The 25,356-nt window shown below is 60.9% G+C and carries 29 protein-coding genes and 3 pseudogenes; 18 read left to right on the top strand and 14 right to left on the bottom strand.

Annotated elements, in window-relative coordinates:
- Positions 1 to 6: 6 nt before the first annotated feature.
- A pseudogene (locus tag AC1DDS_RS22800) lies at positions 7 to 300 on the top strand (GNAT family N-acetyltransferase); the annotation flags it as partial.
- A gap of 250 nt (positions 301 to 550) precedes the next feature.
- On the opposite strand, the gene AC1DDS_RS22795 reads toward AC1DDS_RS22800, so the two are convergent.
- The 8 genes from AC1DDS_RS22795 to AC1DDS_RS22760 all read right to left on the bottom strand — a co-directional run bounded on the left by AC1DDS_RS22795 (position 551) and on the right by AC1DDS_RS22760 (position 9,607).
- Entirely contained in the window at positions 551 to 1,885 is a 1,335-nt protein-coding gene (locus tag AC1DDS_RS22795; RefSeq protein ID WP_477480939.1) for an aminotransferase, read from the bottom strand.
- A 34-nt stretch (positions 1,886 to 1,919) separates the two neighbouring features.
- Positions 1,920 to 3,464 carry a M81 family metallopeptidase gene (locus AC1DDS_RS22790; RefSeq protein WP_477480938.1) on the bottom strand — a complete coding sequence of 515 codons (1,545 nt, stop codon included), beginning with the start codon at positions 3,462 to 3,464 and terminating at the stop codon, positions 1,920 to 1,922.
- Positions 3,465 to 3,466: 2 nt separating this feature from the next.
- Positions 3,467 to 4,954, bottom strand: coding sequence for an aldehyde dehydrogenase (locus tag AC1DDS_RS22785; protein WP_477480937.1), 1,488 nt, complete (start codon positions 4,952 to 4,954; stop codon positions 3,467 to 3,469).
- Between the two features lies 1 nt (position 4,955).
- On the bottom strand, positions 4,956 to 5,663 hold the full coding sequence (locus AC1DDS_RS22780; RefSeq protein ID WP_477480936.1) for an ABC transporter permease: 708 nt from the start codon (positions 5,661 to 5,663) through the stop codon (positions 4,956 to 4,958).
- Positions 5,660 to 6,361, bottom strand: coding sequence for an ABC transporter permease (locus tag AC1DDS_RS22775; protein WP_477480935.1), 702 nt, complete (start codon positions 6,359 to 6,361; stop codon positions 5,660 to 5,662). Before AC1DDS_RS22775 ends, AC1DDS_RS22780 begins: the two co-directional genes overlap by 4 nt.
- Positions 6,362 to 6,446: 85 nt before the next feature.
- Complete coding sequence (locus tag AC1DDS_RS22770) at positions 6,447 to 7,226, bottom strand: transporter substrate-binding domain-containing protein (RefSeq protein ID WP_477480934.1); 780 nt, start codon at positions 7,224 to 7,226, stop codon at positions 6,447 to 6,449.
- Positions 7,227 to 7,246: 20 nt separating this feature from the next.
- A complete protein-coding gene (locus AC1DDS_RS22765; protein ID WP_477480933.1) occupies positions 7,247 to 8,008 on the bottom strand; it encodes an ABC transporter ATP-binding protein in 762 nt (253 codons plus the stop codon).
- Between the two features lie 117 nt (positions 8,009 to 8,125).
- A complete protein-coding gene (locus tag AC1DDS_RS22760; protein WP_477480932.1) occupies positions 8,126 to 9,607 on the bottom strand; it encodes a M81 family metallopeptidase in 1,482 nt (493 codons plus the stop codon).
- A gap of 166 nt (positions 9,608 to 9,773) precedes the next feature.
- Here AC1DDS_RS22760 and AC1DDS_RS22755 point away from each other — a divergent pair, with 166 nt between their 5' ends.
- Both AC1DDS_RS22755 and AC1DDS_RS22750 read left to right on the top strand, forming a co-directional pair.
- A complete protein-coding gene (locus AC1DDS_RS22755) occupies positions 9,774 to 11,102 on the top strand; it encodes an aspartate aminotransferase family protein (RefSeq protein WP_477480931.1) in 1,329 nt (442 codons plus the stop codon).
- A gap of 40 nt (positions 11,103 to 11,142) precedes the next feature.
- Positions 11,143 to 12,012, top strand: coding sequence for a MurR/RpiR family transcriptional regulator (locus tag AC1DDS_RS22750; RefSeq protein ID WP_310422908.1), 870 nt, complete (start codon positions 11,143 to 11,145; stop codon positions 12,010 to 12,012).
- A 115-nt stretch (positions 12,013 to 12,127) separates the two neighbouring features.
- Here the strand turns inward: AC1DDS_RS22750 and pcaF are convergent, their stop codons facing one another.
- The 3 genes from pcaF to AC1DDS_RS22735 are packed head-to-tail and all read right to left on the bottom strand — an operon-like array spanning position 12,128 to position 14,734.
- Positions 12,128 to 13,333 carry a 3-oxoadipyl-CoA thiolase gene (gene pcaF / locus AC1DDS_RS22745; RefSeq protein ID WP_477480930.1) on the bottom strand — a complete coding sequence of 402 codons (1,206 nt, stop codon included), beginning with the start codon at positions 13,331 to 13,333 and terminating at the stop codon, positions 12,128 to 12,130.
- A gap of 10 nt (positions 13,334 to 13,343) precedes the next feature.
- Complete coding sequence (locus AC1DDS_RS22740) at positions 13,344 to 14,033, bottom strand: 3-oxoacid CoA-transferase subunit B (protein ID WP_477480929.1); 690 nt, start codon at positions 14,031 to 14,033, stop codon at positions 13,344 to 13,346.
- A complete protein-coding gene (locus tag AC1DDS_RS22735) occupies positions 14,030 to 14,734 on the bottom strand; it encodes a 3-oxoacid CoA-transferase subunit A (RefSeq protein ID WP_310422899.1) in 705 nt (234 codons plus the stop codon). The genes AC1DDS_RS22740 and AC1DDS_RS22735 overlap by 4 nt, the downstream gene beginning before the upstream one ends.
- 160 nt (positions 14,735 to 14,894) lie before the next feature.
- On the opposite strand from AC1DDS_RS22735, the gene AC1DDS_RS22730 reads away from it, so the two are divergent.
- A complete protein-coding gene (locus tag AC1DDS_RS22730) occupies positions 14,895 to 15,650 on the top strand; it encodes an IclR family transcriptional regulator (RefSeq protein ID WP_477480928.1) in 756 nt (251 codons plus the stop codon).
- Positions 15,651 to 15,961: 311 nt separating this feature from the next.
- Here the strand turns inward: AC1DDS_RS22730 and AC1DDS_RS22725 are convergent.
- Positions 15,962 to 16,255, bottom strand: a pseudogene (locus tag AC1DDS_RS22725) (benzoate/H(+) symporter BenE family transporter); the annotation flags it as partial.
- Positions 16,256 to 16,577: 322 nt separating this feature from the next.
- Here AC1DDS_RS22725 and AC1DDS_RS22720 point away from each other — a divergent pair.
- The 13 genes and pseudogenes from AC1DDS_RS22720 to AC1DDS_RS22660 all read left to right on the top strand — a co-directional run bounded on the left by AC1DDS_RS22720 (position 16,578) and on the right by AC1DDS_RS22660 (position 22,729).
- Positions 16,578 to 16,814 carry a hypothetical protein gene (locus tag AC1DDS_RS22720; protein ID WP_477480927.1) on the top strand — a complete coding sequence of 79 codons (237 nt, stop codon included), beginning with the start codon at positions 16,578 to 16,580 and terminating at the stop codon, positions 16,812 to 16,814.
- The gene (locus tag AC1DDS_RS22715; protein ID WP_477480926.1) at positions 16,811 to 16,990 is read left to right on the top strand and encodes a hypothetical protein; all 180 of its coding nucleotides are present in this window, start codon (positions 16,811 to 16,813) and stop codon (positions 16,988 to 16,990) included. Before AC1DDS_RS22720 ends, AC1DDS_RS22715 begins: the two co-directional genes overlap by 4 nt.
- 14 nt (positions 16,991 to 17,004) lie before the next feature.
- Entirely contained in the window at positions 17,005 to 17,178 is a 174-nt protein-coding gene (locus AC1DDS_RS22710) for a hypothetical protein (RefSeq protein ID WP_477480925.1), read from the top strand.
- Between the two features lie 451 nt (positions 17,179 to 17,629).
- A pseudogene (locus AC1DDS_RS22705) lies at positions 17,630 to 17,719 on the top strand (phage major capsid protein); the annotation flags it as partial.
- Entirely contained in the window at positions 17,688 to 18,065 is a 378-nt protein-coding gene (locus AC1DDS_RS22700; RefSeq protein ID WP_477480924.1) for a DUF1833 family protein, read from the top strand. The pseudogene AC1DDS_RS22705 and the gene AC1DDS_RS22700, both read left to right, overlap by 32 nt.
- A 25-nt stretch (positions 18,066 to 18,090) precedes the next feature.
- Positions 18,091 to 18,384 (top strand): hypothetical protein, encoded by a 294-nt coding sequence (locus AC1DDS_RS22695; protein WP_477480923.1) that lies wholly within the window; start codon positions 18,091 to 18,093, stop codon positions 18,382 to 18,384.
- Positions 18,381 to 18,569 (top strand): hypothetical protein, encoded by a 189-nt coding sequence (locus AC1DDS_RS22690; RefSeq protein WP_477480922.1) that lies wholly within the window; start codon positions 18,381 to 18,383, stop codon positions 18,567 to 18,569. Before AC1DDS_RS22695 ends, AC1DDS_RS22690 begins: the two co-directional genes overlap by 4 nt.
- A gap of 18 nt (positions 18,570 to 18,587) precedes the next feature.
- Entirely contained in the window at positions 18,588 to 18,977 is a 390-nt protein-coding gene (locus AC1DDS_RS22685) for a C40 family peptidase (protein WP_477480921.1), read from the top strand.
- 62 nt (positions 18,978 to 19,039) lie between these two features.
- Positions 19,040 to 19,879 (top strand): hypothetical protein, encoded by an 840-nt coding sequence (locus AC1DDS_RS22680; RefSeq protein WP_477480920.1) that lies wholly within the window; start codon positions 19,040 to 19,042, stop codon positions 19,877 to 19,879.
- A 1,707-nt stretch (positions 19,880 to 21,586) separates the two neighbouring features.
- On the top strand, positions 21,587 to 21,799 hold the full coding sequence (locus AC1DDS_RS22675) for a peptidoglycan-binding domain-containing protein (RefSeq protein ID WP_477480919.1): 213 nt from the start codon (positions 21,587 to 21,589) through the stop codon (positions 21,797 to 21,799).
- A complete protein-coding gene (locus AC1DDS_RS22670; RefSeq protein ID WP_477480918.1) occupies positions 21,796 to 22,035 on the top strand; it encodes a peptidoglycan recognition protein family protein in 240 nt (79 codons plus the stop codon). The genes AC1DDS_RS22675 and AC1DDS_RS22670 overlap by 4 nt, the downstream gene beginning before the upstream one ends.
- An 11-nt stretch (positions 22,036 to 22,046) precedes the next feature.
- Positions 22,047 to 22,220, top strand: coding sequence for a hypothetical protein (locus AC1DDS_RS22665; protein ID WP_477480917.1), 174 nt, complete (start codon positions 22,047 to 22,049; stop codon positions 22,218 to 22,220).
- A gap of 26 nt (positions 22,221 to 22,246) precedes the next feature.
- Positions 22,247 to 22,729, top strand: coding sequence for a hypothetical protein (locus AC1DDS_RS22660; protein WP_477480916.1), 483 nt, complete (start codon positions 22,247 to 22,249; stop codon positions 22,727 to 22,729).
- Positions 22,730 to 22,755: 26 nt separating this feature from the next.
- On the opposite strand, the gene AC1DDS_RS22655 is transcribed toward AC1DDS_RS22660, so the two are convergent.
- Together AC1DDS_RS22655 and AC1DDS_RS22650 are read right to left on the bottom strand one after the other, a co-directional pair.
- Positions 22,756 to 23,019 carry a DUF6894 family protein gene (locus AC1DDS_RS22655; RefSeq protein WP_477480915.1) on the bottom strand — a complete coding sequence of 88 codons (264 nt, stop codon included), beginning with the start codon at positions 23,017 to 23,019 and terminating at the stop codon, positions 22,756 to 22,758.
- Between the two features lie 137 nt (positions 23,020 to 23,156).
- Complete coding sequence (locus AC1DDS_RS22650) at positions 23,157 to 23,408, bottom strand: hypothetical protein (protein ID WP_477480914.1); 252 nt, start codon at positions 23,406 to 23,408, stop codon at positions 23,157 to 23,159.
- 443 nt (positions 23,409 to 23,851) lie between these two features.
- Here AC1DDS_RS22650 and AC1DDS_RS22645 point away from each other — a divergent pair.
- A partial coding sequence (locus AC1DDS_RS22645) for a calcium-binding protein (protein ID WP_477480913.1) occupies positions 23,852 to 25,356 on the top strand: 1,505 nt, incomplete at its 3' end.

The raw sequence follows: 25,356 nt of genomic DNA, 5'->3' as shown, positions 1-25,356 counted from the left end.
GCGGTACGGCTTCCCAATGTAACGCTGATCGGGGCCATGGGTGTCATTGACCACCCTGACGGCATTATCGAGGTCGGCTACTGGTTCGGGGTCGATTACCAGGGCAAGGGCTACGCGTCTGAAGCGCTTCTGGGGTCGTTGGCGCAGATTGCCGCTGATCCTTCGCTAGCTCCTCGGACAATTATTGCCGAATGTCGACCCGACAACGCTCCCTCAATCCGGCTGCTGACCAAGACCGGCTTCTACGCCACGGGGCGCACTGGTCCCCGGCCCAACCGGATCGAGTTCAGGCTTGGTTGAGTACGCTAAATCGGACGAAACGCGGGGAACACCCTAGATGTTCGGTTTGAGGGTCTACCACTTCGTTTCAAGCACACTCCCCCTGCCTACAAGTTCTCGGGCGCCAAGAACCACCTCGCGCCTTGCGCTACTTCATGCAGCGCCCGAGCTGCTACTCTTCCATTACAGCGAACGACGGCTCTCCGAATGCGGGCGCTTTGTTGCCACAACGATGCCGGCTCGAAGGCCGTCCCACCTGATCACTCGAGTTTCAAACAAAGCAATCCAGATTCTTGCGCAGACGATCCACCAGCCAGTCAATCTCTTGCCGCGAGATCACCAGCGGCGGAGAAAATACCAGGCAGTCACGGACTGCCCGCGTGGTCAGGCCGGTCTGGAAGCAAAGGTTGCGCACTGGCGTGGCGAGGCTCGAGACCGGTGCGACCGGTGTGCGTCCCTGCCTGTCCCGCGTTAATTCAACAGCGGCCATGAGGCCAACGCCGCGAACTTCGCCGACCAGCGGGTGGTCCAGCAACTCGCGCAGCTTCTTCATGAAATAGGGGCCAGTATCCTCACCTACGCGCTCAACGATTCGCTCCCGCTTGAGGATGCGAATATTCTCCAGCGCGACCGCCGAGGCGACGGGATGGCCCGAATAGGTATATCCATGGTTCATGCGGCCGGGCTGATCCATCAGGACCGAGGCAATGCGATCACCGAAGACGGATGCGGAGATGGGCATATAGCCCGAGGACATGCCCTTCGCGATTGTGATGATGTCGGGCTGGATGTCGAAGGTCTGCGAGCCGAACCATTGGCCTGTGCGGCCAAAGCCACAGATGACCTCGTCGGCGATGAGGAGGATGTCGTGGCGGCGACAGATCTCCTGTACTCCGGCCCAATACCCCTCTGGCGGCGTGATCACGCCACCGGCCCCCTGTACGGGTTCGCCAATGAAGGCTGCGATATTCTCAGCGCCCACCGTTTCGATCGTTTGTTCTAGCCCTGCCAGTGCCGCCGCACAGTGCTCTTCCGGCGTCTGGCCGTGGCCTTCGGCCCACCAGAACGGTGCAGGCGCATGATGGACGTCGGCCATCGGTTGGCCTGGGATGTCATGCATCGATGGAAGGCCGGTCAGCGAGCCCGAGCCGATCGAGGTGCCATGATAGGCATATTTGCGCGAGATGATCGCCTTTTTCGAAGGTTTGCCGGCGCGGATCCAGTAGAGACGCGCCAGACGAATATTGGTGTCGTTGGCCTCAGAGCCCGAATTGGCAAAGAACACGCGGTCGAGGCCGTTCGGCGCGACCGTGGCGATCTCGGCGGCGAGTCCGACGGTGCTGGGCATCGTCGTCTTGAAGAAGGTGTTGTAATAGGGAAGCTCGGCCATCTGGCGAGCGGCGACCTCGGCCAACTCTTTGCGGCCGTAGCCGATGTTCACGCACCACAGGCCACCCATCCCGTCCAGCAGCCGCTCGCCTTCGCTGTCGTACAGATAGACCCCTTCGGCGCGGGTGATCACTCGGGTGCCGCCCTCGGCCACGAGTTCCTGATGATCCGCGAAGGGGTGCATGTGGTGCGCAAGGTCGAGCGCCTTCAGGCGCACCGTCTCTGGCGAGGCATTCGAAAGGGTGAGATCGTCAGGCATCGTGGCGGAACTCCAGAACACGTATAGATGAGGGGTTGCCACAATCCGGGTCTAACGGCCAGATCGGACGCGGCAGGTTTCGATAGGGAATCTTTGCAAGCTGCATGCTAGCTATGCCGCCGGCATCGACGAGCATGACCTTTCGGGCCAGCGGTTCGAAGGCCGCGCGGTGGTGGTTGCGGCTTTTCAAGGCGAGGACCGATTTTTCGGCGGGCTCGATGCCGAGCGCCCGAAATTGCTGCAGATCGGTGATGGCGAGCGCGCGGCTGGCCACCACGATCTCGATTGTGCGATGGCGGAAAACGGCGATCGGGCCCATATCGACGGTGACGCCGCGCAGGACCGGACCGGCAAAGGCGATGCGCCCGTCGTTCAGGCCGACGACCTCGACGGAAAGCGCCAGCGGGGGCGAGATTTCCGGCGCCTTGCGCCCGCCGAGCACGACGTTGATCCGCCCGCCCAAGCCCGCCTGCATGGCCTGCGCGACCGCTTCGGGGTCGCAAATGCTGGCGAAGGCCGCGTTTTCCAGGTCAGCCGCAATCATCGCGCGCAGCAGATTTGGGGAATCGCCATAAGCGCCACCAGCTGGGTTGTCGGCGATATCGGCCAGCACCAGGGGCTTTTTATCGGACCGGCCGGCGAGCGCCTCGGCGATGGCCTGCGCAGTGTCGGGAAAGTCCAGTTGCGTCTCACCCCGGCTCTGCCACAGCAGGTCCGTCAACTCCCGCGCGATTGCCGGCAGGTCGACCGTCGAGTCCCACGCATCATGGAGTACCACGGCCGGGCCGGCATTCGGCGTGTCCGCCCAGGGAAAGCCGATCGTGATGCCGCCCGTCACCAAGTCGTGCGCGTTGCGCAGCGCATCGAGGCGCGCAAGGATCGGGTTCATGGGGCCGGCCGGTGAGGTGCGGCCGTGATCGGCGGCATCGAGCATCGGTGCTCGCATCAGCAGGGCGCGGGTCAGCCGTCGCCCCGCTTTCGGCCGGACGAGCAGTCGGGCTAGCGCCACGACCGCGCGCCGGGCGGTTTCGGCCTGATCCACATGCGGATAGGTCTCGTAGATGCACATCCCATCGGCCGCCTCGACAAGGCGCGGACTAAGATTGGCATGCATGTCGAGCGTCACGACGAGCGGCACGTCCGGGCCGATGATTTCGCGCAGTTCGCTTGCAATGTCCCCTTCTGGATCCGAGCTTTCTTCTGTCGTCATTGCACCATGCAGCGACAGCAGAACGCCGTCCGGCCTTTCGCGCGCCGCCTCGAACAGGCGGTCCTTCAACTCCCGAAAAGCTGTTTCCACCATCGGGCCGGAAGGGCCGGCGGCGGCGGCAAAGGCGATATGGCTCTGCCAGCCGTGTTCTGCGCACCCCGCCAGAAACCCGCCCGTCTCCGTGCCCGATCCGGCTAGCGTCGAGTGGGCAGAAGCATGGTCGAGCAACAGGTAGCGGCCACAGAAGCTGTCTATCGGGGTCAGCGTTCGGTTGAAACTGTTGGTTTCGTGCAGAAGTGAGGCAAGGAGGACCCGCGGTGCGGCCATGGTCATTGCTCCAGGTCGACCCAGACCGACTTCACTGCGGTGACCTCGTCAAAACAATGGATCGACTTGTCGCGCCCGAGCCCGGACTGCTTCATGCCGCCAAAGGGCACGGTGATGTCGCCGGCCCGCAAGGTATTGACCCAGACGACGCCGGTCTGGAGCCGCGGTTCCAGCCGAAGGGCCCGCGGGAGGCTTGCGGTCCAGATCGCCGAGGCGAGACCGTAGGGACTGTCATTGGCAATTTGAATCGCCTCGTCGTCGGTCTCGAAACGGATGACCGACAGCACCGGCCCGAATATCTCTTCGCGCGCGATCTCCATCGCGTTCTGCACGTCGGCAAAGATCGTCGGCGGCACGACCGCGGTTCCCGCCTCCCCTTCACCGCCGGCGACGAGGCGCGCGCCCTCCTTTCGTCCGGAACGGATGAAGCCGCGGACCCGTTCAGCATGGGCGGTGGAGATCAGCGTGCCGTAGCACGTCTGCGGGTCGAGGGGATCCCCCGGCACGCGGCCGGCCGCCTGAGCGGCGACGCTCTCGAGGAATTCGTCGTAAATGCTGGCCTCGACTAGGAGGCGCGAACCGGCATTGCAGATCTGCCCCATGTTCTGAAAGATGCCGTTGGCGGCTGCCATCGCGGCCTTCGCCGGATCGCCGACATCGGCGAAGACGATATTGGCTGACTTGCCGCCGCATTCGAGATTGACGCGCTTCAGGTTCGACTGGGCGGCATAGCCCAGCAGCAGCTTGCCGACTGCCGTCGAGCCGGTGAAGGCAAGGCAGGCGACATCCATGTGTAGCGCCAACGCGCGGCCCGTTTCGGGTCCGACCCCGGGCAAAACCGAGAAGACGCCCCCGGGCAGTCCCGCTTCATGCGCCAGTTTCGCCAGGTGGAGAGCCGACAGCGAGGTCAGCTCGGAGGGCTTCAGGATGACGGAATTTCCCGCCGCCAGCGCCGGCATAATCTTGATGATCGCCATGTTCAGCGGGAAGTTCCACGGCACGATGGCACCGACCACTCCCAGCGGGCGGCGTCGCAGCATGGCCAGTGCGGAGGCCGGCACAGGTGCAATCTCGTCATAGACCTTGTCGGTCACCTCGGCGAACCAACGCATCGACTTCAGCGAGGAACCGACATCGATGGCCAACGTATCGCGGATAGGCTTGCCGGTGTCCAAGCTTTCGAGCAGGGCCAGATGCTGCCAGTCGCGCTCGACGAGATCGGCCCAGGCGAGCAGCGACGCCTTGCGTATGGCTGGCGGCTGACCGGACCACACGCCCGAATCGAACGCTTCTTTGGCTGCCGCAACGGCCCGCTCAACATCCTCGGCACCACAGGCCGGCAACTCGGCGATCGCGGCTCTCGTGGCCGGATTGATCGAAACGAAGGATTCACCGGTCGCCGCCTTCTGGGCTTGGCCGGCATAGAACGCGTGCGTCTCCGGCGCGATTGCTTTCGCACGTGCGTGCCATTCGTCGCGGGTCAGGGTCATGTCAGGCCTCCGCAAGTGTGCCCGGTCCCGATTTCTGCCGCGGCGAGACGAACCATTCGAGGCCACGCAGAATTCGGGTCAGGGTGAAATTCAAGATCAGATAGATGATGCCCGCCATGCCGAGCACCTCGACCGGCAGGTAGGTTTCCGAGGCAAGGGAGCGCGCCACGCCAGTCAGGTCAAGCAACGTAACAGTCGATGCCAACGACGAGGCCTTCACCATGAGGATGATCTCGTTCGAATAGGCCGGCAGACCGATCTGCATGGCCTGGGGAGCGATAACCTTGGTGAAGCGCTTCAACGAGGACATGCCGACAGCCTTCGCGGCCTCGATCTGGCCGGCTGGAACCGCAGTGATCGCGCCCCGCATTACTTCGGACACATAGGCGGAAGTGTTCAGCGAGAATGCGACCAGTGCGCACCACCAGGGTTCGCGCAGAAAGGGCCACAGCACACTGTTGCGGATCTCGGGGAACTGCGACAGCCCGTAGTAGACTAGGTAGATCTGGACCAGCAGCGGCGTGCCGCGCAGGAAGAAAACATAGGCATAGGAGGGCGCGACGAGCCAGATCCTGCCCGACAGGCGCATGGCGGTGACCCCCAGTGCTAGCAGGAAGCCGATGAACGACGCTACGGCGACGAGCTGCAACGTCAGAACCGCGCCGCCCAAAAGGGCGGGGATCGCTTCGATCATGACCTGAACGTTCATCCGCCTCTCCTCTGGGCAACGAATCCGCGGTTCGCCCGGCCTTCGAGCCAGGCTGCCACGCCCATCGTGATGACTGTCAGTCCGAGATAGATGAGGGCAGCCACCAGGAAAAAGGTGAACGGCTTCTTGGTAAAGTCGACTGCGAATTGCGTCTTGCGCATCAGTTCGTCCAGGCCGACGACGGAAATGAGCGCGGTCTCCTTCATGATCACGAGAAAGATATTGCCCAGGCCGGGAAGCGCGAGGCGCCAAACCTGCGGCAGGGTGATTTTGAAGAAGGTTTTGGTGGATGGCAGGCCGATGGCGCGCGCCGCCTCGATCTGCCCCCTGGGGATCGATTGGAACGCCCCGCGGAAGACTTCCGCCGAATAGGCCCCGAAGGCCAGGGAAAGCGCGAGGCAGCCGGCCGCGAAAGCGCTGACATCGATGAATTCCATGTAGCCGAAGGCACGCGCAACGGAATTCACCGCAGCAATCGCGCCGAAATAGAACAGCAGAATCACCAGAAGGATCGGAACCCCGCGCAGCACCGTTGTATAGGTCTCCGCCAGAAGCCGCGCGAGACGCGACGACGAAAGCTTCATCAGCGCGACGCCGACTCCGATGCATACGCCTGCTGTCGCGGCGATCATCGTGACGCGGATCGTCATCCATGTGCCTTCGGCCAGCAAGCCGCCAAAGCCTTGCAGATCGATCATCCGTGCTCCCTTGCGGCAGGCCGGTGCCCGCCGCCGCTGGAAATGGGCGGCAGCGGCCCGCCGGGGTCGCTGCCGGGTTCCTGCCTCAGCCTTCCTGGCCGGGCTTCAGGCTGAAGGGAAAATAGCGGTTGTTGATTTCGTCATAGACGCCGTTTTCCATGATTGTCTTCAGGGCAGCGTCGAAACGTTCCTGAAGCGCCTGATCGCTCTTGCGGATCGCTATCCCGGCGCCCGGTCCCAGGTATTCGGTGTCAAAGAAGGGCTTGCCCTTGGGCTCGAAGTTGGCACCCTCTTCGCTGTCGAGCCACTGCTGCATGAACAGACGCTGCGCCATCACCCCGTCGATGCGACCTGCGGCAAGATCGAGATTGTGCTCCTCGTTCTTGTCATATTCGCGGATCACGGCTTCCGGGAACTGGGCTTTCAGCAACTGGCCGTAGCTGGAGGCGCGCTGGACGCCGATAACCTTGCCCGCCAGTCCCTTCGGGCTGGTGTCCATCTCCTGCCCCTTGGCGGCGACGATGACGGCGCCGGCCTGGTAGTAGGGCTGTGTGAAATTGACGGCTTCCTTCCGCTTCTCGGTAATCGACATCGAGGCGACGATGGCGTCGAACTTACCCGCGTTGAGGCCAGGGATCATACCGTCCCAGGAGAAGGTCTCGATCTTGCACTCGACCGCCATCTCGGCGCAAAGCGCTTTGGCAATGTCGATGTCGAAGCCCTGAAGCTCACCCGAGGCGGCAACGAAGTTGAAGGGCGGGTAAGTGCCCTCGGTTGCGAGACGAAGCGTTTCCGCGCTGACGGAACTGGCCGCAAGCGCTGCGGCCGCCGCGACGATCAAAAACTTGAAACGGGTACCCATCATTCATCCTCCCTTTGGATGTTTCATTGATCGAAGTTTTGCGTGACGAAGTGGCGGCAGCGATCGGAGATCGGCGCATCGAAGACCTGTTCGGGGGAACCCTCCTCCTCGACGAGGCCCTGGTGGAAATACATGACCTTCGAGGAGACTTCCCGGGCGAAGCGCATTTCGTGGGTGACGATGATCATGGTGCGCTGTTCCTCGGCGAGCGAGCGCATGACCCGCAGCACCTCGCCGACCAGCTCGGGATCCAGCGCGGAGGTCGGCTCATCGAACAGGAGGACCTCCGGATCCATCGCGAGTGCCCGAGCGATGGCCGCGCGCTGCTGCTGTCCACCGGAAAGCTGCATCGGGTAATAGTCGCGCCGCTCGTAAATCCCGACGCGCCCCAGCAGGCCTTCGGCCTTCTCGCGCGCCTCGGCCTTGCTCCGGCCGAGCACCGAGACCTGGCCTAGCATGACGTTCTGCAGCACCGTCAGATGACTCCAGAGGTTGAAGCCTTGAAACACCATGCCCATGCGTGAACGGATGCGATCGATTTGACGATGGCCCGCCAGCCCCCTCCGGCCGAGATCGATCCTTTCACCGAAGAAGCGCACCTCGCCCTTCTGGTAGGTCTCCAGCACATTCAGACAACGCAGGAAAGTGCTCTTGCCCGAGCCTGAGGCTCCGATGATCGAAATGACGTCTCCGCGCTCGGCTTGCATGGAGATGCCCTTGAGCACCTCGATCTGCCCATAGCTCTTGTGCAGATCGCGAACGTGTAGAGGCACGGTGTCGTCCATCGATTTTCCTGTCCAATCGGTCGTTGCGGCATTCTTTGATGTTTTCGTTTCAAAGTCAACACCTATGAAACACTTGTTTTATAGGTGTCACCATTCCGACTGCCGTCGGCTGGAACTTCAGTCAAGCAAGCTGCGAGGGACATGCCTGTAGGGCACGAGATGCAGATCTGCGGGCGAAGGTCCGGGCGATTCGATATCGATCAGCGCCCGGCAAAACGGCTCGAAGGCGGCGCGAAAGTGGTTCTTAGCCTTCACCAGAAACAGATCCACCCCGGCCAGTTCTATGCCGTGCAGATCGCACCACGCCGGATCGTTGACGCTCTGGCAGGTCTCCGACACCACGAGGCGCAAGTTTCCGGCCTCCAGAACCGCGGTGCGACCAATATCGACGGCCATGCCGTTCTCCATTGGCCCGACATTGTGGAAACGGCCATCGGTCAGGCGCAGGACGCGTACCGTCAATGGGACGGGCGCGCCATGTTCCGGCATTATCCGTCCGCCAAGTTCCACAGAAATCCGGGCGCCCTCGCCCAAGCAGTGGCATTCGGCGACCAACGCCGGGTCGTGGAAGAAACTGAACACGGTCCGGAGGTGGGAGGATTGTTCCAACCATGCCCGCAGTAGGCCGGTCGTATCGCCGATTCCGCCGGACAGCGGGTTGTCGGCCGTGTCGATCAGTGCGACCGGCCCCCTGCCGCTCCCGTTTTCCAGCAGCGCTTCGGCGCGGGTGAGCCCCTCATGCGAGCCGATGACGGGTGCGTTGAACCGAGGCGCGCGCTCCAGGAACGCTGACGCCAGACTGTCCAGCAGCGTTTCCGTGTCTGCCTCGTCATCGGCTGTCACCGCGACGACGGCCGAGGCGTGCGGACTGTCTGCATAGGTGAAGGAAGCGAAGAAGGTTGCGTCCAAGATCCCCGGCTTCCGCATTGCTTCCCGGCCGAGATCGACAAGCTCCCGCATCGGGCCGGACGCCGTGCGCATCATGTGACTGAGCGGCAGCATCGGCACGTGCCGCAGATGCAGCCGCACCGGACGTTTATTGCGCAGGCAGTCCAGCAGCATCGCCATGGCGCGATGGCCGGTCTCTTTCATGTCGACATGGGGATAGGTGTGATAGCCCGACAGGATCTGCACCAGGTCCGCCAATTGCGGATTGATGCAGGCATGCATGTCGAAGCTGACGGCTATGGGGATGTCCGGTCCAGCAAGGGTGCGGATCCTATTGATCAGATCGGCGTCAGGAGACAGGGAGCCGGTGGAAAGCGTGGCGCCGTGAAGCGAGAGGTAGATCCCGTCCCAGGGACCATTCTCCAGCCCCGCCAGAATCGCCTCGTGGATCTGGTCCATCTCGCCCTGCGGCACAAGGCCGCCCGGCGGCGCGGCCGTGCACAGCGAGAAATGCACGTCGAGATCGCAATCGCTGTCGATCAGCTCGACTACTGCGCCGATTTCCGTATTGGTCCACCGGTAGAACTCGGCGGTGGCCGGCCCCTGCTGCCATTCCTTGCGCCGGAAATCCGCCAGACGCGTCTGAACCGGTGTGAAACTATGGGCTTCATGCCACAGCCGCGCGACTGCGATCCTCAGCTTGCCTGACATTCCTTCCCCTTTTTCGGTGGTTCGACAGCCCGTCATGGGGCCGGAATTTGTCGTTGCGATTCATATGGATTAAATGCATTATGCATGAAACATTTGATTCATCAATCCGAAAGGAACTTGCGATGTCGCGGAAACTTGGCTGCCTTTCATCGGCTGCGGCGCAATCATGAGCCAGATTCTCCATCGTTCGCTGACCACCCGTCTTCCTGTGGCGGTAGAGGCCGCGGGCATTCGTGTGCGCGACAGCAGCGGCAACACCTATATCGATGCCTGCGGCGGAGCGGCGGTCTCCTGTCTGGGTCACGGACACCCGCGGCTGCGCGAGGCGTTGCTGGCCCAGCTCGATACGATCGCCTACATGCATACCGGCTTCTTCACGACGGAGGCTGCGGAGGCCCTCGCAAGCCGACTGATAGGGGATGCCCCGTCGGGCATGAGCCACGCCATGGTGCTCAACGGCGGCTCGGAAGCGGTCGAGGCGACGCTGAAAATGGCGCGCCAATATCATGTCGAGCGCGGCGAGCCGCAGCGGCGGCATATCATCGCCCGCCGCCAGAGCTATCACGGCAATACGCTTGGTGCGCTCGCCACCGGCGGAAACGAGGGGCGCAGGCGGATGCACACGCCGATCCTGATCGAGACCCACCATATCGATCCCTGCTTCGCCTACCGTTACCAGCGCGCCGACGAATCCGATGCCGATTATGCAGCGCGTGCGGCACAGCAGTTGGAGGACAAGATCCTGGAACTGGGCACCGACAGCGTCATGGCCTTCGCTGCAGAAACCGTCGTCGGCGCCACCGCGGGCGTTGTGCCTCCAGTCGGCGACTATTTCCGCCGCATCCGCGAGATCTGCGACCGCTACGGCGTGCTTCTGATCATGGACGAAATCATGTGCGGAATGGGTCGAACGGGAACGCTTCACGCCTGCGAGCAGGAGGGTGTGGCGGGCGACATCCAGGTAATGGCGAAGGGCCTTGGCGCCGGTTATCAGCCGGTTAGCGCCGTGTTGGTGTCGCAGAAGGTGCATGACACGTTCCTGCATGGTTCGGGCGCTTTTGTCCACGGCCACACCTATATGGGACACCCGATGGCCGCGGCCGCGGCGCTGGCGGTGCAGGAGGTGATCGCTGAAGATAATCTCCTCGAAAACGTTCGCTTGCGCGGTGCTGAGATGATGGCCGGCCTGCAGTCGCGATTTGCCGGTTCCCGCTACATTGGGGATATACGGGGCCGCGGTCTTTTTATCGGTCTGGAGCTGGTGCAGGATCGCGACAGCAAGGTTCCTTTCGATCCGGAAATGGGACTTGCCAGCCGCCTGAAAGCGAGGGCCATGGACAATGGGCTGATGATATATCCCGGCAGCGGTACGATCGATGGGAAGTCGGGAGATCACATCCTGCTCGCGCCGCCCTACATCCTAACGGCCGCCGAGGTCGGGGAAATTGTCGGTCGACTTGGCGACACTGTCGATCAGGTACTGGCCGGAGGCTGAAGCGGGACCTCGTCCCAGCCCACACGAAAGAGAATATCGCATGGAAATCTACCCGCTTCATCCCGAGATTGTGGCACGCTTCAATCAGATGCCGCGCCAACTCCAGATGGCGGGCCGCTATATTCTTGAGAACCCGCAGGATGTCGCGCTGCTCTCCATGCGGGATCAGGCACGAAACGCCGGCGTGCAGCCCGCCACTATGACCAGGCTTGCGCAATTTCTGGGTCTTTCCGGCTATGACGAGGTCCGCGCGATGTACCACGAAGCAATTCGGGACCGCAGCACGGGTTTCGCCGAAAGGGCCCGCCAGCAGATCCGCGATCAGGCACTGGAAGGCGATGCCGCCCTTGCGGCGCGGATGTTCGCACGCCTCTCGCATCAGATCGACGGCCTGAGCCACCCCGATATGCTGGCCTCGCTTGCGGCGGTGGCTGATGCCCTGGCAGGCGCCAGGCGGATCTATTGCTTAGGGCAACGCTCTTGCCATCCCGTGATGTGGCACTTCAATTACATGATTTCGTTGCTAGGCGATCGGACCGTGCTCGTCGATGGTGCCGCGGGTACCGGATCTGACGCCTTGACCTGGGCCAGGGAGGACGATGTCCTTTTCGTTTTGACCATAAGTCCCTACGCTGCGATTACGTTGCAAATCTGCGAATACGCGAAATCCCGAGGGCTCAAAATTGTCGCGATTACGGACAGCGAAGTCGCACCGATTCGGGCCGTGGCTGACTCAGTCCTCTTTTGTCCGACCGACAGCCTGAGCTTCTTTCACACTATGACCCCAGCGTTTGCTTTGAGCGAAGTCTTGGCCAGCATGCTGGTGGGAAAACCTGAAATGCGCGCGCAAGAGGCTCTCCGGCAAACCGAAGCACGCCTGAAAGCACTGTCGACCTATACCAACAATTAGATACGGGCCGGTCTAGCGGTCGTCGTCATCCGATTGCCGGCATAGCACTGGATTTGGCGCGTCGTAGGTACGGCGAAGTGCGGAGGTGAATGCGGCACCTCCGTCATGTCCGATATCAGACGCGTTCAAGAGCGATGGCAATACCCTGACCAACGCCAATGCACATCGTCGCAAGAGCGTACCGACCACCCTTGAGATTGAGCTGGAATGCCGCTGTTCCGGCAATCCGCGCACCCGACATGCCGAGCGGATGACCCAACGCGATTGCCCCACCATTGGGGTTGACACGCGGGTCATCGTCGGCGATCCCGAGTTCGCGCAGAGTCGCCAGGCCTTGGGAGGCAAAGGCTTCATTGAGTTCGATGACGTCGAACTGTTCTTGGCGCATGCCGAGACGGGCCATCAGCTTCTTGGACGCGGGGGCCGGGCCGAGGCCCATGACGCGCGGCGGAACGCCGGCAGTCGCGCCGCCGAGGATGCGGGCGATCGGAGTCAGACCGTATTTCTTCACGGCGGCTTCCGAGGCAACGATAAGCGCCGCTGCGCCATCGTTGACGCCCGACGCATTGCCTGCCGTTACGGTCGCACCTTCGCGCTTGTTGACCGGCTTGAGCTTTGCAAGCGCGTCGATGCTCGTCGCACGCGGATGCTCGTCACGATCGACGACGATCGGATCGCCCTTCTTCTGCGAAACAGTGACTTGGGTGATCTCCTGCGCCAGACGACCATTGGCCTGCGCTTCGGCGGCCTTGGTCTGGCTGCGCACAGCGAAGGCATCCTGATCCTCACGGCCGATCTTATAGTCGACCGCGATGTTGTCCCCGGTTTCCGGCATGGTGTCGACGCCGTACTGAGCCTTCATCAACGGATTAACGAAGCGCCAGCCGATGGTGGTGTCATATATTTCAGTCGCGCGCGAAAACGCGGTTTCCGCCTTCGGCATCACGAAGGGCGCTCGGCTCATGCTTTCAACGCCGCCGGTGATCACGAGTTCGGCTTCGCCGGCGATGATAGCGCGCGCGCCAGTGATAGTGGCATCCATGCCTGAACCGCAAAGACGGTTCATCGTTGTGCCCGGGACGCTTAGCGGAATGCCGGCTAGTAGTGCCGACATCCGGGCGACGTTTCGGTTATCTTCACCCGCCTGGTTGGCGCAGCCGAAGATCACTTCGTCAACGGCTTCGAAATCAACCGTTGGATATTTCGCCATCAGTGCCTTCAGCGGGATTGCGGCGAGATCGTCAGCACGGACGGAAGACAGCGAACCGCCGAAGCGCCCGATGGGCGTGCGGATATAGGCGCAGATGAATGCTTGCGTCATAGCGGCTTCCTTACAGTACCGGCACCACGAGGTCGGCAATCGCCCCGTCGGTATGAAGCGGAGCACCAGTCATTGCTTGCAGCTCGTCGATGGTCATTTCGGCAAGCTTCTCACGCACGGCGAAGCAGCCATCGACGATGTCGATCACGGCGTGGCTCGTGTAGACGCGGGTGATGCAGCCGACCCCGGTCAGCGGGAAGGTGCACTTGTCGACAAGTTTCGGCTTTCCGTCCTTGGTAACGTGTTCCGTGATGACGACCACCTGCTTGGCGCCGTGGACGAGATCCATGGCGCCGCCGACGGCGGGAACGCCCTTGGGGCCTACGCGCCAGTTGGCAAGGTCGCCGTTTTGGGCAACCTGATAGGCTCCGAGGATGGCGACGTCTAGATGGCCGCCGCGGACCATCGCGAAGCTGTCGGCATGGTGGAAGAAGGCGGCGCCCGCCTTCAGCGTGACTGCCTTCTTGCCTGCATTGATCAAATCCCAGTCTTCTTCGCCGATCACAGGCGCTTCGCCGAAATTGAGAATCCCGTTCTCGGTGTGGAAGATCACCTCGCGGCCGGGCGGCTGGAACTTCGCCACCATTTCCGGAAAGCCAATACCGAGGTTCACATAGGCGCCGCCGGGGATGTCCTGAGCAGCGCGCCAGGCGATCTGGGCGTTGGAAAGCTTGATATCTTCGCGCGTATTGACGGTCATACGTAGGCCACTCCGGCTCGGATGAGTGCTTCTTCCTGTTGCGGATTGGTGACTTCGACGACGCAGTCAACAAAGATGCCCGGTGTTACAATATGCTCCGGATCTATCGCGCCAGGTGCGACGATTGATGTGACCTGGGCGATCGTTCGTGCTGCGGCCATGCACATCAGCGGATTAAAATTGCGACCAGCCTTGCTGTAGATCAGATTGCCCTGCGTGTCGCCAATATGTCCCTTGATGATCGCGAAATCGGCCTTCAACCAGCGCTCCTGCACGTAATGCCTGCCATCGAATTCGGCGATCTGCTTGCCGTCGGCAAGATCAGTGCCGTAGCCGGTCGGCGTATAGAAGGCGGGGATGCCTGCGCCTCCAGCGCGAATACGCTCCGCGAGCGTGCCCTGTGGCACGAGCTCCAACTCGATCTCACCCGCCAGGTATCTATCGGTAAAAGCACGCGGATCCGAGGAGCGCGGGAACGAGCATATCATCTTGCGCACCATGCCTGCGTCGATCATCGCGGCGATGCCGATCCGACCATTACCGGCATTATTATTGATGATCGTCAGATTTTTCGGGCCCAGATCGATTAGGGCGTGAATGAGCTCGATTGGTGCGCCAGACCCTCCAAATCCCCCTATCATCACAGTGGCGCCATCGCCGATCGGAGCGACAGCCTCAGCCGCACTCGTTGTCTTATCCATGTCGGTGCCTCTCCTTGCCGAATGGAGCGAGGTCCGTGTCCTCGCCAAAGCCAGCGAATGCATAGGGTCCCCTGAGCCAGAGAGGCAAGAAGAATGTGCGTCATTTGACATTTGTTCGTATAGCGCACATAACGCGCTTTGATTTGAAAGGTTGAGACAGATGCGCGAAGCAGACTTCGTCAGCGGTTTTGCAAGGGGCTTGAAGGTCATCGAGGCTTTTGGAGAGATGCACCAACGACTGTCCATAACCGATGCTGCGAAGCTCGGCGGCCTTGACCGAGCAACTGTAAGGCGATCCCTGCTGACCCTCGCCGAGCTCGGCTACGCCGCCTACGACGGCAAGTTCTTCACGCTAACACCAAAGACCTTACGTCTCGGCCACGCCTATCTCTCAGCGACGCCATTGCCCATGATATTGCAGCCTCACCTCGACACTCTGTCTGAAAAGGCAGACCAGAGCGCGTCGGCCTCCGTTCTTGATGGCACGGAGATTCTCTATATCGCCCGAGCTTCAAATCGGCGCGTCATGTCGATCAACCTTAATCCCGGAAGCCAGCTTCCGGCCTATTGCACCTCGATGGGGCGCGTCCTTCTCGCCTCGCTGCCGAAGGCGGAAGTTCGTGCGATCCTCGCACGCACCGAACTCAGAGCTAATACACCACAAACGATAACTGATCAGGCCCAGCTCCTCGCCGAATTCGAGCGCGTTCGTGATCAAGGTTACGCGGTCATCGATCAAGAGCTGGAGTTGGGCCTCTGCTCGATTGCTGTGCCAGTCGAGAACGACCGAGGTCAGCTCATCTGTGCTGTGAACATCGGGGCACCGGCGGCCCATGCATCCGCCGAAGAGCTGGTCACCCGCTTCCTACCTTTGCTGAGGGAAACTCAGGCCGCTCTACGCGTCCTGTTACGTTAAGTTTGGGCAAGTGAGAGAAAGAGACGGTTCGCAGATCAAGCGCCGGTTAACGTCACAAATCCCCTTCGGCGTGCCTTCCGGCAGCGCTGCTTGTCGAAGCCACGCAATTTCAGCGGATTAGGCGATGTTTTCCGCACCGTCATATGTAAAAACAACGCATAGCCTTGGAAAACAACGCCAAAGTTTCTCAGCATCCAGTCGGTGAGGTCACGGCCATCCAGAAGGATGGACTAAATCCGGAGTGACAAACCCCGCGACTGCCATGAGGAGGGTCACTTTCCTGAGCCCGAAGGACCGAGTAGCTTGCGCCCTCACCTCGTGGCTCCCTTGTTCACGGACAGGTCGGTACGCTTACGGCGCGGCAAACGACCGTGAAGAACGATATAGGGAACCAGGCCGATCAGTCCCCAGAATGCCCCACCAATGCCGAGCAGCTTGATGTTTGCGGCAGATGCAAGGAAAGTGATCAACGCCGCCTCACGGGAAGTCGGGTCGTCCATCGCCGCTGCAAGGCTGCCACCGACAGTGCCAAGGAACGCCAAACCAGCGAGCGTGGTGATGAAGGTCGCGGAAAACGCCATGAAGACGGCGGCCAGTGTCACACCGCACGAACACCCGTCAAAACACTGGACCGCTGGAATCGCGGCATAGGAGGCCACGCACGGACAATCCGCCGTATCTGCGGACCTCGAGAAAGCAAGCCGAGAAACTGAGTGCTCACTCCGCAGAACGCGTGAGATCCCACACCAAAATCGCAGAGTCGCGTCTGCAAGAAAAGTCACGATCACGCAACTAGAGCAGCGGACTTTCGCTCCGAATCCATCGAAAAGCACGACTTGACTCCCTGCAACAACGTGACAGTTTGCACGCGACGCGTGGGTGCCCTTCAACAGGGCGCGCTTCACAGATTGCATAAGAGGAAGCACGATGCCGGATGATGATGCCGTCCTTTCCGCTGGTGCGGTCGCCCTGTCAGCTGCGGCAACCGTCTCATCTTTGATCCTTCACCTGCGGCACATTGATGCGATCGACGAGCAATCTGAGTGCCAAATCTACAAGCAAGCGCTGACGATGCTCGAACAGGGCCAAGGCGATGATAGTAGTGGCGTCTTTGACGCCGCGTGCGAACTGCTCGAATCACAGCTGAGAGCAGTTATTCCATGACCGTTGGGCTCCTCCTCGATCAGGACGTAGAGGATGCGCTTGCTCAAGCGTGCGGTGACTTCAAGTGGAAGCGCGAGTACGCGATCGCGCTCATCATCAGGGAGTGGTTGGAGGAGAGCGGCTGTTTAATGATCCGCGACCCCGATTCGGACGGCTTGAGCCAGAACGAAGTCTGACGTGGATAGATGTCTTGGAAAACGGCCACGAGCGCGGATCGCTCTACTACCTGATCGTGGGCGAGAATTCGAACACCAATGAAGGCATGGCCCGAATGCTCTCGGCGATTGCAGTCCTCATCGTGGGGTTCGGAACGGTCTTTTGGGCGCTGATCGGCCGACGTAACCTCAGCCACTGCCCGCCTTAGTTTGTTCCGCCGGATCCGTCAGACGCAACAACTAAAGGGAGCGATTCCTAGAAGGTAAACTAGCACCCGCTTCGGCGGGTTTCTTTTTTCTGATCAACCGTACCGAAATCGCGGAATCAGACCTTCCCAGGCATTAGACCAAAGTCGTAGATGAGGCAGCTGGTACTCCCAGCTTCCCCGCGTCACCGTGAGCCAAGCGTGACGCTCCTTGCCCCGCCACCGTGCGGGGCATTTTTTACCTCGCCCGTTTTTACAGGTTTTTCATCCTATGAGCGCACTCTAACTTCAGGCGCGGGACGTAGAGAGTACGCGCTTCCTCCCAAGGCTAACTCACCCGCTCCTTTTGCCGGCGCCCGGCCATTACTCAGAGGCACCTTCCGGGGAAGCGCGCTTAAGGTCATCAGCTTCAGCCATCGCCAACGAAAGCAGATAGACGAGCATCATCGGCGCCATGCGCAAGCTAAAGGACGGCCAGGGCAACTATCTGTGGCAGCCCGCTTTCGCGCAGGGTGAGCCGTCGCGGTTGGCCGGCGTCCCGATCGTCGAGGTTTCCGAGCCGGAGCCGGGAATACCTGTTCCTGCCGTTCGAGTTCACGCTACCGGACGACAAGAGCGACAGCCCGCCGCGGGTGCAACTGACGATGGACAACACCGAGCGGTCACTGGTGGCGCTGCTGCGGTCGATCTCGACGCCGGCCAGTATCAAGCTGGAGATCGTGCTTGGCTCCACCCCGGGTGCGGTGGAAATGGAACTGCCGGCGATGCAGCTGGCCAACGTGATCATCGGCGAGGAACAGGTGACCGCCGATCTCGTTGCTGATGCGTTGATCAACGAACCGTATCCGGCGGGCCAGTTTACGCCTGGCACGTTTCCCGGGCTATTCTAAGGATCGATTGTTCGAGGACCGAGTGATGAGCAAGAGCATGATTGAACGGGTCGCAGATGCCATTGAGGAGGCAGTTTTCTCCGATGAGGGCAGGCACAATGAGTGTTTTGTCGGAGACCGTTATGGCAATGAATTGCAGATTGACGGCCGCGTCATACTGGACGTCATAGCCCGTGCTGTCATTCAAGCGATGCGTGAGCCAACCGATGTGATGCTTGAAGCGATGAAGTCCGTTGACTTAAAGGGCGACAATGATCCCGACGAGTTGGGGGAGTGGCAAGCCGCGATCGACGCCGCGCTCAAGGAGCCGACCCAATGACCGTCGCCGAGCTCATAGAGCTTCTGAAAACAATGCCGCAGGACGTACTCGTCGTGGCGCTCAATGGGCCCGAAGAAATGCGCCAGGTGACGGCTACCGGCGTTGCAGTTGTCAGAAACGATCGGTTTCACATTCGCCGCGACGACCCGGAAGACACCGAGTACGTCGAAATTATTGGCGCGTAGCAGTCAGCAGCACCATCAATGATCAATCGCTCCATCGGCATTCCCTACGTCGAGCACGGTCGCGGCTATGACGGAGCGGACTGCTGGGGGCTGGTCTACCTCTACTATCGCGACGTGCTTGGCCGTCCTGTCCCGTCCTATGTGGCGGAGATGGAGGGTCGCGAGTTCCGCCCGCGCGGCATAGCCCCGCTGGTCGTTGCCGAGCGCGAAGCGCACTGGATCGAGACAACTGAACCGCAAGAGGGCGACGTCGTGCTGATGCGCAACGGTCGCCACCATAACCATGTCGGCATCCGCCTCGATGGCGGGCGCCTGCTTCACGCCGATGGACCGGGTCCATCCTGCATCGAGCGCCTGGACGCTCTGCACATCAAAAACCGCATCGTCGGATTTTTTAGGCTGGCTTAAATGCAAATGGAACGCGTCCTTTCGGGCGACGTCCTCGACCAGGGGACGGCGTCGATGTCTTCGTGCGCCCGTCGCCGCTGCGGCAGGAACGCCACGCCCTGCGATTGCCGGCCGGCCTGTCGCTCGCCGAGATCATCGAGGAATGCCACGCGGCGTTTCCGTTTTCGAACAAGCGTCGTCTTCACATCACGCTTGGTGGCCACGAAGTGCCGGCTGAGTTCTGGCCGCGGGTGCGCGTCAAGCCGGGGGTTACGGTCAACATCGTCGCCATCCCTGGCAAGAACGCCTTCAAGGCGATCCTCGGCCTCGTGGTCGCGCTGGCCGCTCTGTTCCTGGCGCCGGTGATTGGCGCTGCATTGGGAGGCATCTTCGCCAGCTCCGTGGCCGTGAGCCTAATCGGCGCCGGCATCTCCATTGGCGGGTCGATGGTCCTGAACGCGCTGTTCCCGGTCGGGCCGCAGGGCGGCGCTGACACGCCGAAGACGACCTATTCGATCGGCGGGTCGAAGAACGCGGCAACCCGGTATGGTGCGATCCCGGTCATCTTCGTCGCCACCGGATTTCGCCGCCGTATGCCTCCGGTCCCTACACCGAGCTTGCTGATGACGATCAGTACCTGCGGATGCTGTTCGTGGTCGGCTACGGGCCGGTTGATGTCTCGGACTTCCGCATCGGCGAGACGCCGATCAGGCGGTTTGACGAGGTCGAATCTTTCGTCCGCGAAAACCAATGCTGGCGATCCTCACCCGCAATACGCGGCAGAAGGTGAAGCGATGCGCAATTGGCGTTCTGCCGTTTGGGTTTACGTCAACACCGAAATGGACAGGGTTCTGACCGGCCAGCGGCCGCAGCCGACCATTGACGAGTTGCTGGCCGGGCTGCCGCCGATCGTCTGGCCATAGCTGACCGGGTGGCCGAGGCGTGAGGGCGCCTCAAGCGACGGGAATGAAGTTGGGGAACTCGACCCGTCCGACAGCGCAATAACACAACCGTCGCACCCGTGCCCTGCAGGGCGGATCAGCGATACGTCGTGAGTTCTTAGAAATGGTAAATCTGCAGCCGGTTTCTCCGGTTAATCCTGCCGCCCCTATATCGGCGGCGGGGCATCCTGTCGAAGTCGATCATCCGCAGGATCAACGCCACGCCGCACGATGGTTTCGATCAGCGGCCGAGGCCAGAACAAAGCTGTGAGAGAGGTGCTGATTTCGCCCCTGATCACTTCCACGAGCGGACTAACCCCCTCTACAGCGTATCGGCGTTCCGCGCCGCCGATACGGCGGATCGTCTCGATCACGCGTACAGGCTCCCCAAGAGCGCCTGGACCTGCAGGCGACACGCCTCCCAATGCCGCATCCGCAGTGTATCTAAAGGGGAGCAAATGAACAAATCACATGCTATGCGAGACTTATCAGCATGCCGGCGACGGGGTATCGCCGGCATGGCGGGCTTACGTCCGCGCCCAAGCAGAGGCTCAGGGGGGAGGAATAGCTTGGGCCCGCCACAAGAACATCTAGGGGCAACCAATGTTCCCTCAGCCACTGAGAACTTCTGCTTGGTCGCAAGCCGTCCGTGTATTTCTAAGTGATCATCGCCGCTATCGTCCTCGCCCGTCGCTCAAACTATTTACGCGATTAGTTCTTTCCGGTTATCGCAATGAGAGTGGCAGTAGCGCTATCTTGCCTGTGGCGACCCAACCGCCATCTCCGTACGCCAATTCCCACTTTGCCCGGTCCGTGCCGGGCAATTTTTTCATGGGTCAACCTCGGGAGGTCCGAATGTTCGAAATTGGCGGTCAGTACGAATTCCGAATGATCGAAGGCGAAGACGAGGTCTTGTTCTGGGGTACGATCGAAGCGGACATCCCCCGCGGTAGAGGTGCAAAGCAACAAAGCCGAAGACGGCGGGATGACTGTGGAATTTGTGAAAACCGACGGCCGGGCCATTCCGGGGCCAATCATCAACGTCACGTCTCAAAACTTCATCAGCGCGACAAAACAGCGGTAGCGCGCTCACGCCGGGCGCCTCTCTTCGTTTTCTGTTCGGTGTGAGGACGGTGTCATGGTCAGGCTGGTGCCACCATCCGCGGCAGCCCTACTGGGGCGTCTGACACACCGCCGCCAGCGGTTATTGAACCGCGCGACCGCGACGAAGTCATTGCAGTCATTGTTGATGAGATCGCCTCTTGTTCGTGGTTCCGGGGCGGTGCGTCCGATAGGCTTTGGTTAAGCGAGTATCTCAAAGACCTCTATGATCGTGGCCTTGTCTATAGGCTGGAACTGGCACGTATCGGAGTGGTGGCAGCGCTACACCGGAAGGAACTTTGACAATGCTTCTGGAATATTGGGTTTTCCGGTTTCTGCTGTCAAAGTTCCGGAAATCGGCGGCGGGCCAAAGCCGTCCTTGAGCACGTCGCCGCATGTTTCGAGCGGGAAAGCGCCGTGCTCGCCGCTTATACTGCTGGTACCGTCACAACTAAGGCGGAGATCGAGGCGGCCTTTGTCGACGTGACGGCGCCTTGGCCCGCACCAGAGGGCAATACACAGCCGTAGCGCCCGGGCCGCCGATCGTCTGGCCGGCCTGATTTCTCTCCAACATCAAGGACATTCCCGATGGATACGACCGTGCAGGATCTGCAGCGGCGCTTGATCGCGCTTGGCTTTCCGCTTCCGAAATACGGTCCGGACGGCGACCCTGGAGGGGAGACGATTGCCGCCATTGGCAAGGTGCTCGATGAACTTGTGTCGCTTCGAGGTGGTGCCCAGCCAACCCCTGTATGGGCGGCGCGATCGAAAGCCCGTTCAGCGCCGGCAAGTATCCCATGACGCGCGAGCAGTGGGACGCGATGATCTCGACCGTCGCCGATCTCTGTCGGCGCTATGGCATTCCTGTCACCGATAAGACGGTCATCAGCCACGCCGAGGTGCAGAACAACCTTGGCCTGCAGCAGCGGGGCAAGTGGGATTTCACCCGGCTGGCGTTCGACCCATCCATCTTTGGGGCCAAAGCCTGCGGCGACAAGATGCGTGCCGAGGTGCGCGCGAAACTCTCCCAACCGTGAAAGGAAACATCATGCAGAAGATTTCGAAGGCCATCGGCGCGGCTGTCGGCGGCGCTGCAACCGGCACGGTCGCCATCCCCTTCATGCCGGCCGACACGCCCTGGTACGGCTATCTCGCACTCTACGCGCTGACAATCGGGCTGCCGGCAGTGCTCGCCTATCTCGCCCCCGCCAACAAGACCTAGTTCCCCGTCAGCATTTCGCGGAGCTCTTGAGGGTCACGGATGCCGGCCTCGTAAAGCGCGAAGATGCGGCGGGCACAGTCGGCGGCCCGCTCTCCGTCGGGGCTTATGTTTTTGACCCGGCACACCTCGTCAAAGACCTTCTGAAGAAGAAAAAGCTCGTCGGGATCGACGACCCCGCGCAACTGCAAGTGACGTTGGATCATGACGCTCCCCCCAGCCTCATTCCTCGACACGCATTATCTGATCGAACCGTGTTTCCTTCAAGAGCAGAGCACAACAGGAGCCGATGCATGCCGGAAAAATACAACTCCCTCGTCGGGCTTCTCGATGCCTGGTTCGGTGGCGCCTTCACGACCTTGATCGGCGCGGCGGTCGGGCGCTTCATGTGGCACGCGCAGGAGGTCAAGAAGTGGCGTCCTGGCTGCAGTTCGGTGCCGGTATCGACAGGGCTAAAGGCCGCGGGGTGCGGAGGTGCTCTTCATAAATGGTTCGGGGCTAAGGTGGGGTGAACACCATTGTCGTTCAGAATGGATCGCTAGGGCGATGACGCGGAGCCGAACGGGTGCCTGAAGATTTCGGCGCTGTAGTCGACGCGTAGTTCGGCAATCAACTCCTGATCAGGGCCGTAGACCCTGACAGATAAGGAACGGGCGGTATGTTCGGGCAAGCCGTCCAAAGTCATTTCTGTCAAGGTCTGTCGTGCCTTATGAATGGCCGCATCGTCGTCCGGCAATTCATAAGGCGCCTCCGGGGCTGAAGAAACCATGTTGCGGCTCGTGCCAAAATAGTATCGAGGCATAAGTTTGGTACCGGTTTGACGGCCCCAAAACTGACCTCCAGAAGTAATGTTCCACCGAGCCCCGCCAGCCGCTGTCAACTCTTTGCGGCGCTGGCTTATCTCGGCCCAAGCGGCGCTGAGGTGGCGCCTGACACGTATCAGTGTGGTTTGCTTCCGCGCAGATAGGTGTCGTCGGCTCTGCGATGCCTCTGCACGCTCACGAGCTCCAGATATACCGAACGGTCCCTTACGCCGGCGCGATACAGCTGGATGATGCGCTTGGCGAGTTGATCGGCTGCCGCCGAGCGATGCTCGATGTGCTGACTGCTGCAGACTGTTTCGAACAATTCATAAATTTGGTCGAGGTCGTCAGGCCCAACGTCTTCACTTGAATTCATGAAATGGGGCATCTAGGTAATCCTCCATTTGCAGGAGGAGTGTGCGCTTTAAGTGGTGTAAGCGCCACCAATCGCACCGATCATCAAATCCGGCTATCTCCATTCGGCTTATGCTCCTTGCGCCACTGATCCGTCGCAACGCTTGCCGCGGGAACGCAGCAAGGTTCCCGATCGAGTGGGCCGTCCAAGGTGGGAGGCAACCGGAACCAAAAAGCCGGGCGTGTGCGTACGCCGGGCAAGCACACTTGGGGAAGTGGCGGAGGGGGCCGCCACCAGCCAATAGAACGTCTTCCGGGGCGATAGCCAAATGTGGCCACACACTTCTTGGGGGAAGGGAGAAAGCCGCTTCACTACCTGTGAAATAAACGAATACGTCGATTTTGCAGATAGTCGCGAATACCAGCGTGCATCCAAACGTAGAACCTCGCAATGCAGTACAAACGAGGATAGTGCACATGGCATTCCAGGTTTTCACGTCAGACTCCATCGGTACAGGCGTTCAAGTCACTCTTGCAAACTGGGACGATCTCTATGTTGCCGCCGGGGTGACGGTCGCGAGAACAGCGGCCACCGTTGGTGTCGACGCCACGATTCTGGGCACGGGCGGTCAGCACCGGGTGGACATTGCCGGCACCGTTCTCGGTCCGGAAATCGCGATCGATATCGGCGATTCGAGGGATGATGCTGATAACATCGTGAGCATCGCGGCCAGCGGCGTTGTGAGAGGGTACGATTTCGCTTCGGCCGCCGTTCGTATGAACGGGACCAGAAGCGAGCTCATCAACGCCGGCGATTTATGGGGGTGGAGCTCGGGCGTCATCATGTGCTCCTACGGTGACACCACGTCGAAGATCATAAACACCGGCACGATCGCCAGCAGCAGTAACGGCATTGTCAGAGTTGGCTTGGCCGAGATCGATGGGATCATTTCAGTCGACAACAGCGGGACCATTTCGGGAAAGGCTTCCTCGTACAGCGGAGGCAATGCCATCGCAAAGGATCTCATTACCAATACCGGCCGCATGATCGGGGACATTTTTCTCTATCGTGGCGACGACGTTTACGACGGCACCAACGGACGGCTGTCGGGTTGGGTCTATGGCGGAGAAGGCAACGACGAGATCCGCGGCGGCATCGACAACGACACGTTCGACGGCGAAGCAGGTAATGATAGGCTCTGTGGCGGTATCGGCAACGACGCACTCAACGGCGGTGCAGACAAAGATTTCCTGGATGGCGGCGACGGTGCGGACACGATGTCCGGGGGTTCGGGGAACGATACGTTCGTCGTTGACAATACTGGCGACAAGGTGATCGAAAAGGCTGATGAGGGCACCGATCTCGTCCAGGCGACGATCTCCTACACTCTTAGCGCAAACGTCGAGAACCTGACGCTGACCGGCACGGGACAGACCAACGGCACCGGCAACAGTCTGGCCAATCTGCTTGTCGGCAACGCCGCCAACAACGTTCTCGACGGCAAGTCCGGCGCCGACAAAATGCAGGGCGGCGGCGGCAATGACACCTATATGGTCGACAATCTCGCCGATGCCGTAGTGGAGAAAGCAAACGAAGGCACCGATCTCGTCAAAGCATCCGTCAGCCATAGCCTTTCAGCCAATGTCGAAAACCTTACGCTGACGGGGACGGGAAACATCGACGGCACTGGCAACGGGCTTGCCAACGTGATCAAGGGAACCGCAGGGATCAATACGCTGAAGGGTGGTGCCGGCAACGATACGCTGATGGGCGGAGCCGGCAACGACCGACTCTATGGCGGAGCGGGAGCAGACAAGCTCTACGGCGGGTCGGGGGCCGACACCTTCGTTTTCGCGGCGATAGGTGACTCCACGGTGACTGCGAGCGACGTCATCTACGACTTCAACCGCACGCAGAAGGATAAGATCGACCTCAAGGCGATCGACGCCAGCACGAAGACCGGCGGCGACCAGGCCTTCAC

The sequence above is a fragment of the Mycoplana sp. 10N416 genome (assembly GCF_056394765.1).
Note: the sequence above shows the minus strand (reverse complement) of the source record. Positions and strands in the feature narration are given on the sequence as shown.

Excerpts from the sequence above, each read along its gene's own strand:
- AC1DDS_RS22755 (WP_477480931.1), top strand. The coding sequence starts at position 9,774 with ATGAGCCAGATTCTCCATCGTTCGCTGACCACCCGTCTTCCTGTGGCG.
- AC1DDS_RS22720 (WP_477480927.1), top strand. The coding sequence starts at position 16,578 with ATGCCGGATGATGATGCCGTCCTTTCCGCTGGTGCGGTCGCCCTGTCA.
- AC1DDS_RS22665 (WP_477480917.1), top strand. The coding sequence starts at position 22,047 with ATGCAGAAGATTTCGAAGGCCATCGGCGCGGCTGTCGGCGGCGCTGCA.
- AC1DDS_RS22740 (WP_477480929.1), bottom strand. The coding sequence starts at position 14,033 with ATGACCGTCAATACGCGCGAAGATATCAAGCTTTCCAACGCCCAGATC.
- AC1DDS_RS22765 (WP_477480933.1), bottom strand. The coding sequence starts at position 8,008 with ATGGACGACACCGTGCCTCTACACGTTCGCGATCTGCACAAGAGCTAT.
- AC1DDS_RS22750 (WP_310422908.1), top strand. The coding sequence starts at position 11,143 with ATGGAAATCTACCCGCTTCATCCCGAGATTGTGGCACGCTTCAATCAG.
- AC1DDS_RS22730 (WP_477480928.1), top strand. The coding sequence starts at position 14,895 with ATGCGCGAAGCAGACTTCGTCAGCGGTTTTGCAAGGGGCTTGAAGGTC.
- AC1DDS_RS22670 (WP_477480918.1), top strand. The coding sequence starts at position 21,796 with ATGACGCGCGAGCAGTGGGACGCGATGATCTCGACCGTCGCCGATCTC.
- AC1DDS_RS22675 (WP_477480919.1), top strand. The coding sequence starts at position 21,587 with ATGGATACGACCGTGCAGGATCTGCAGCGGCGCTTGATCGCGCTTGGC.
- AC1DDS_RS22695 (WP_477480923.1), top strand. The coding sequence starts at position 18,091 with ATGAGCAAGAGCATGATTGAACGGGTCGCAGATGCCATTGAGGAGGCA.
- AC1DDS_RS22790 (WP_477480938.1), bottom strand. The coding sequence starts at position 3,464 with ATGGCCGCACCGCGGGTCCTCCTTGCCTCACTTCTGCACGAAACCAAC.
- AC1DDS_RS22760 (WP_477480932.1), bottom strand. The coding sequence starts at position 9,607 with ATGTCAGGCAAGCTGAGGATCGCAGTCGCGCGGCTGTGGCATGAAGCC.
- AC1DDS_RS22735 (WP_310422899.1), bottom strand. The coding sequence starts at position 14,734 with ATGGATAAGACAACGAGTGCGGCTGAGGCTGTCGCTCCGATCGGCGAT.
- AC1DDS_RS22775 (WP_477480935.1), bottom strand. The coding sequence starts at position 6,361 with ATGATCGATCTGCAAGGCTTTGGCGGCTTGCTGGCCGAAGGCACATGG.
- AC1DDS_RS22685 (WP_477480921.1), top strand. The coding sequence starts at position 18,588 with ATGATCAATCGCTCCATCGGCATTCCCTACGTCGAGCACGGTCGCGGC.
- AC1DDS_RS22655 (WP_477480915.1), bottom strand. The coding sequence starts at position 23,019 with ATGCCTCGATACTATTTTGGCACGAGCCGCAACATGGTTTCTTCAGCC.
- AC1DDS_RS22650 (WP_477480914.1), bottom strand. The coding sequence starts at position 23,408 with ATGCCCCATTTCATGAATTCAAGTGAAGACGTTGGGCCTGACGACCTC.
- AC1DDS_RS22785 (WP_477480937.1), bottom strand. The coding sequence starts at position 4,954 with ATGACCCTGACCCGCGACGAATGGCACGCACGTGCGAAAGCAATCGCG.
- AC1DDS_RS22770 (WP_477480934.1), bottom strand. The coding sequence starts at position 7,226 with ATGATGGGTACCCGTTTCAAGTTTTTGATCGTCGCGGCGGCCGCAGCG.
- AC1DDS_RS22690 (WP_477480922.1), top strand. The coding sequence starts at position 18,381 with ATGACCGTCGCCGAGCTCATAGAGCTTCTGAAAACAATGCCGCAGGAC.
- pcaF (WP_477480930.1), bottom strand. The coding sequence starts at position 13,333 with ATGACGCAAGCATTCATCTGCGCCTATATCCGCACGCCCATCGGGCGC.
- AC1DDS_RS22715 (WP_477480926.1), top strand. The coding sequence starts at position 16,811 with ATGACCGTTGGGCTCCTCCTCGATCAGGACGTAGAGGATGCGCTTGCT.
- AC1DDS_RS22780 (WP_477480936.1), bottom strand. The coding sequence starts at position 5,663 with ATGAACGTTCAGGTCATGATCGAAGCGATCCCCGCCCTTTTGGGCGGC.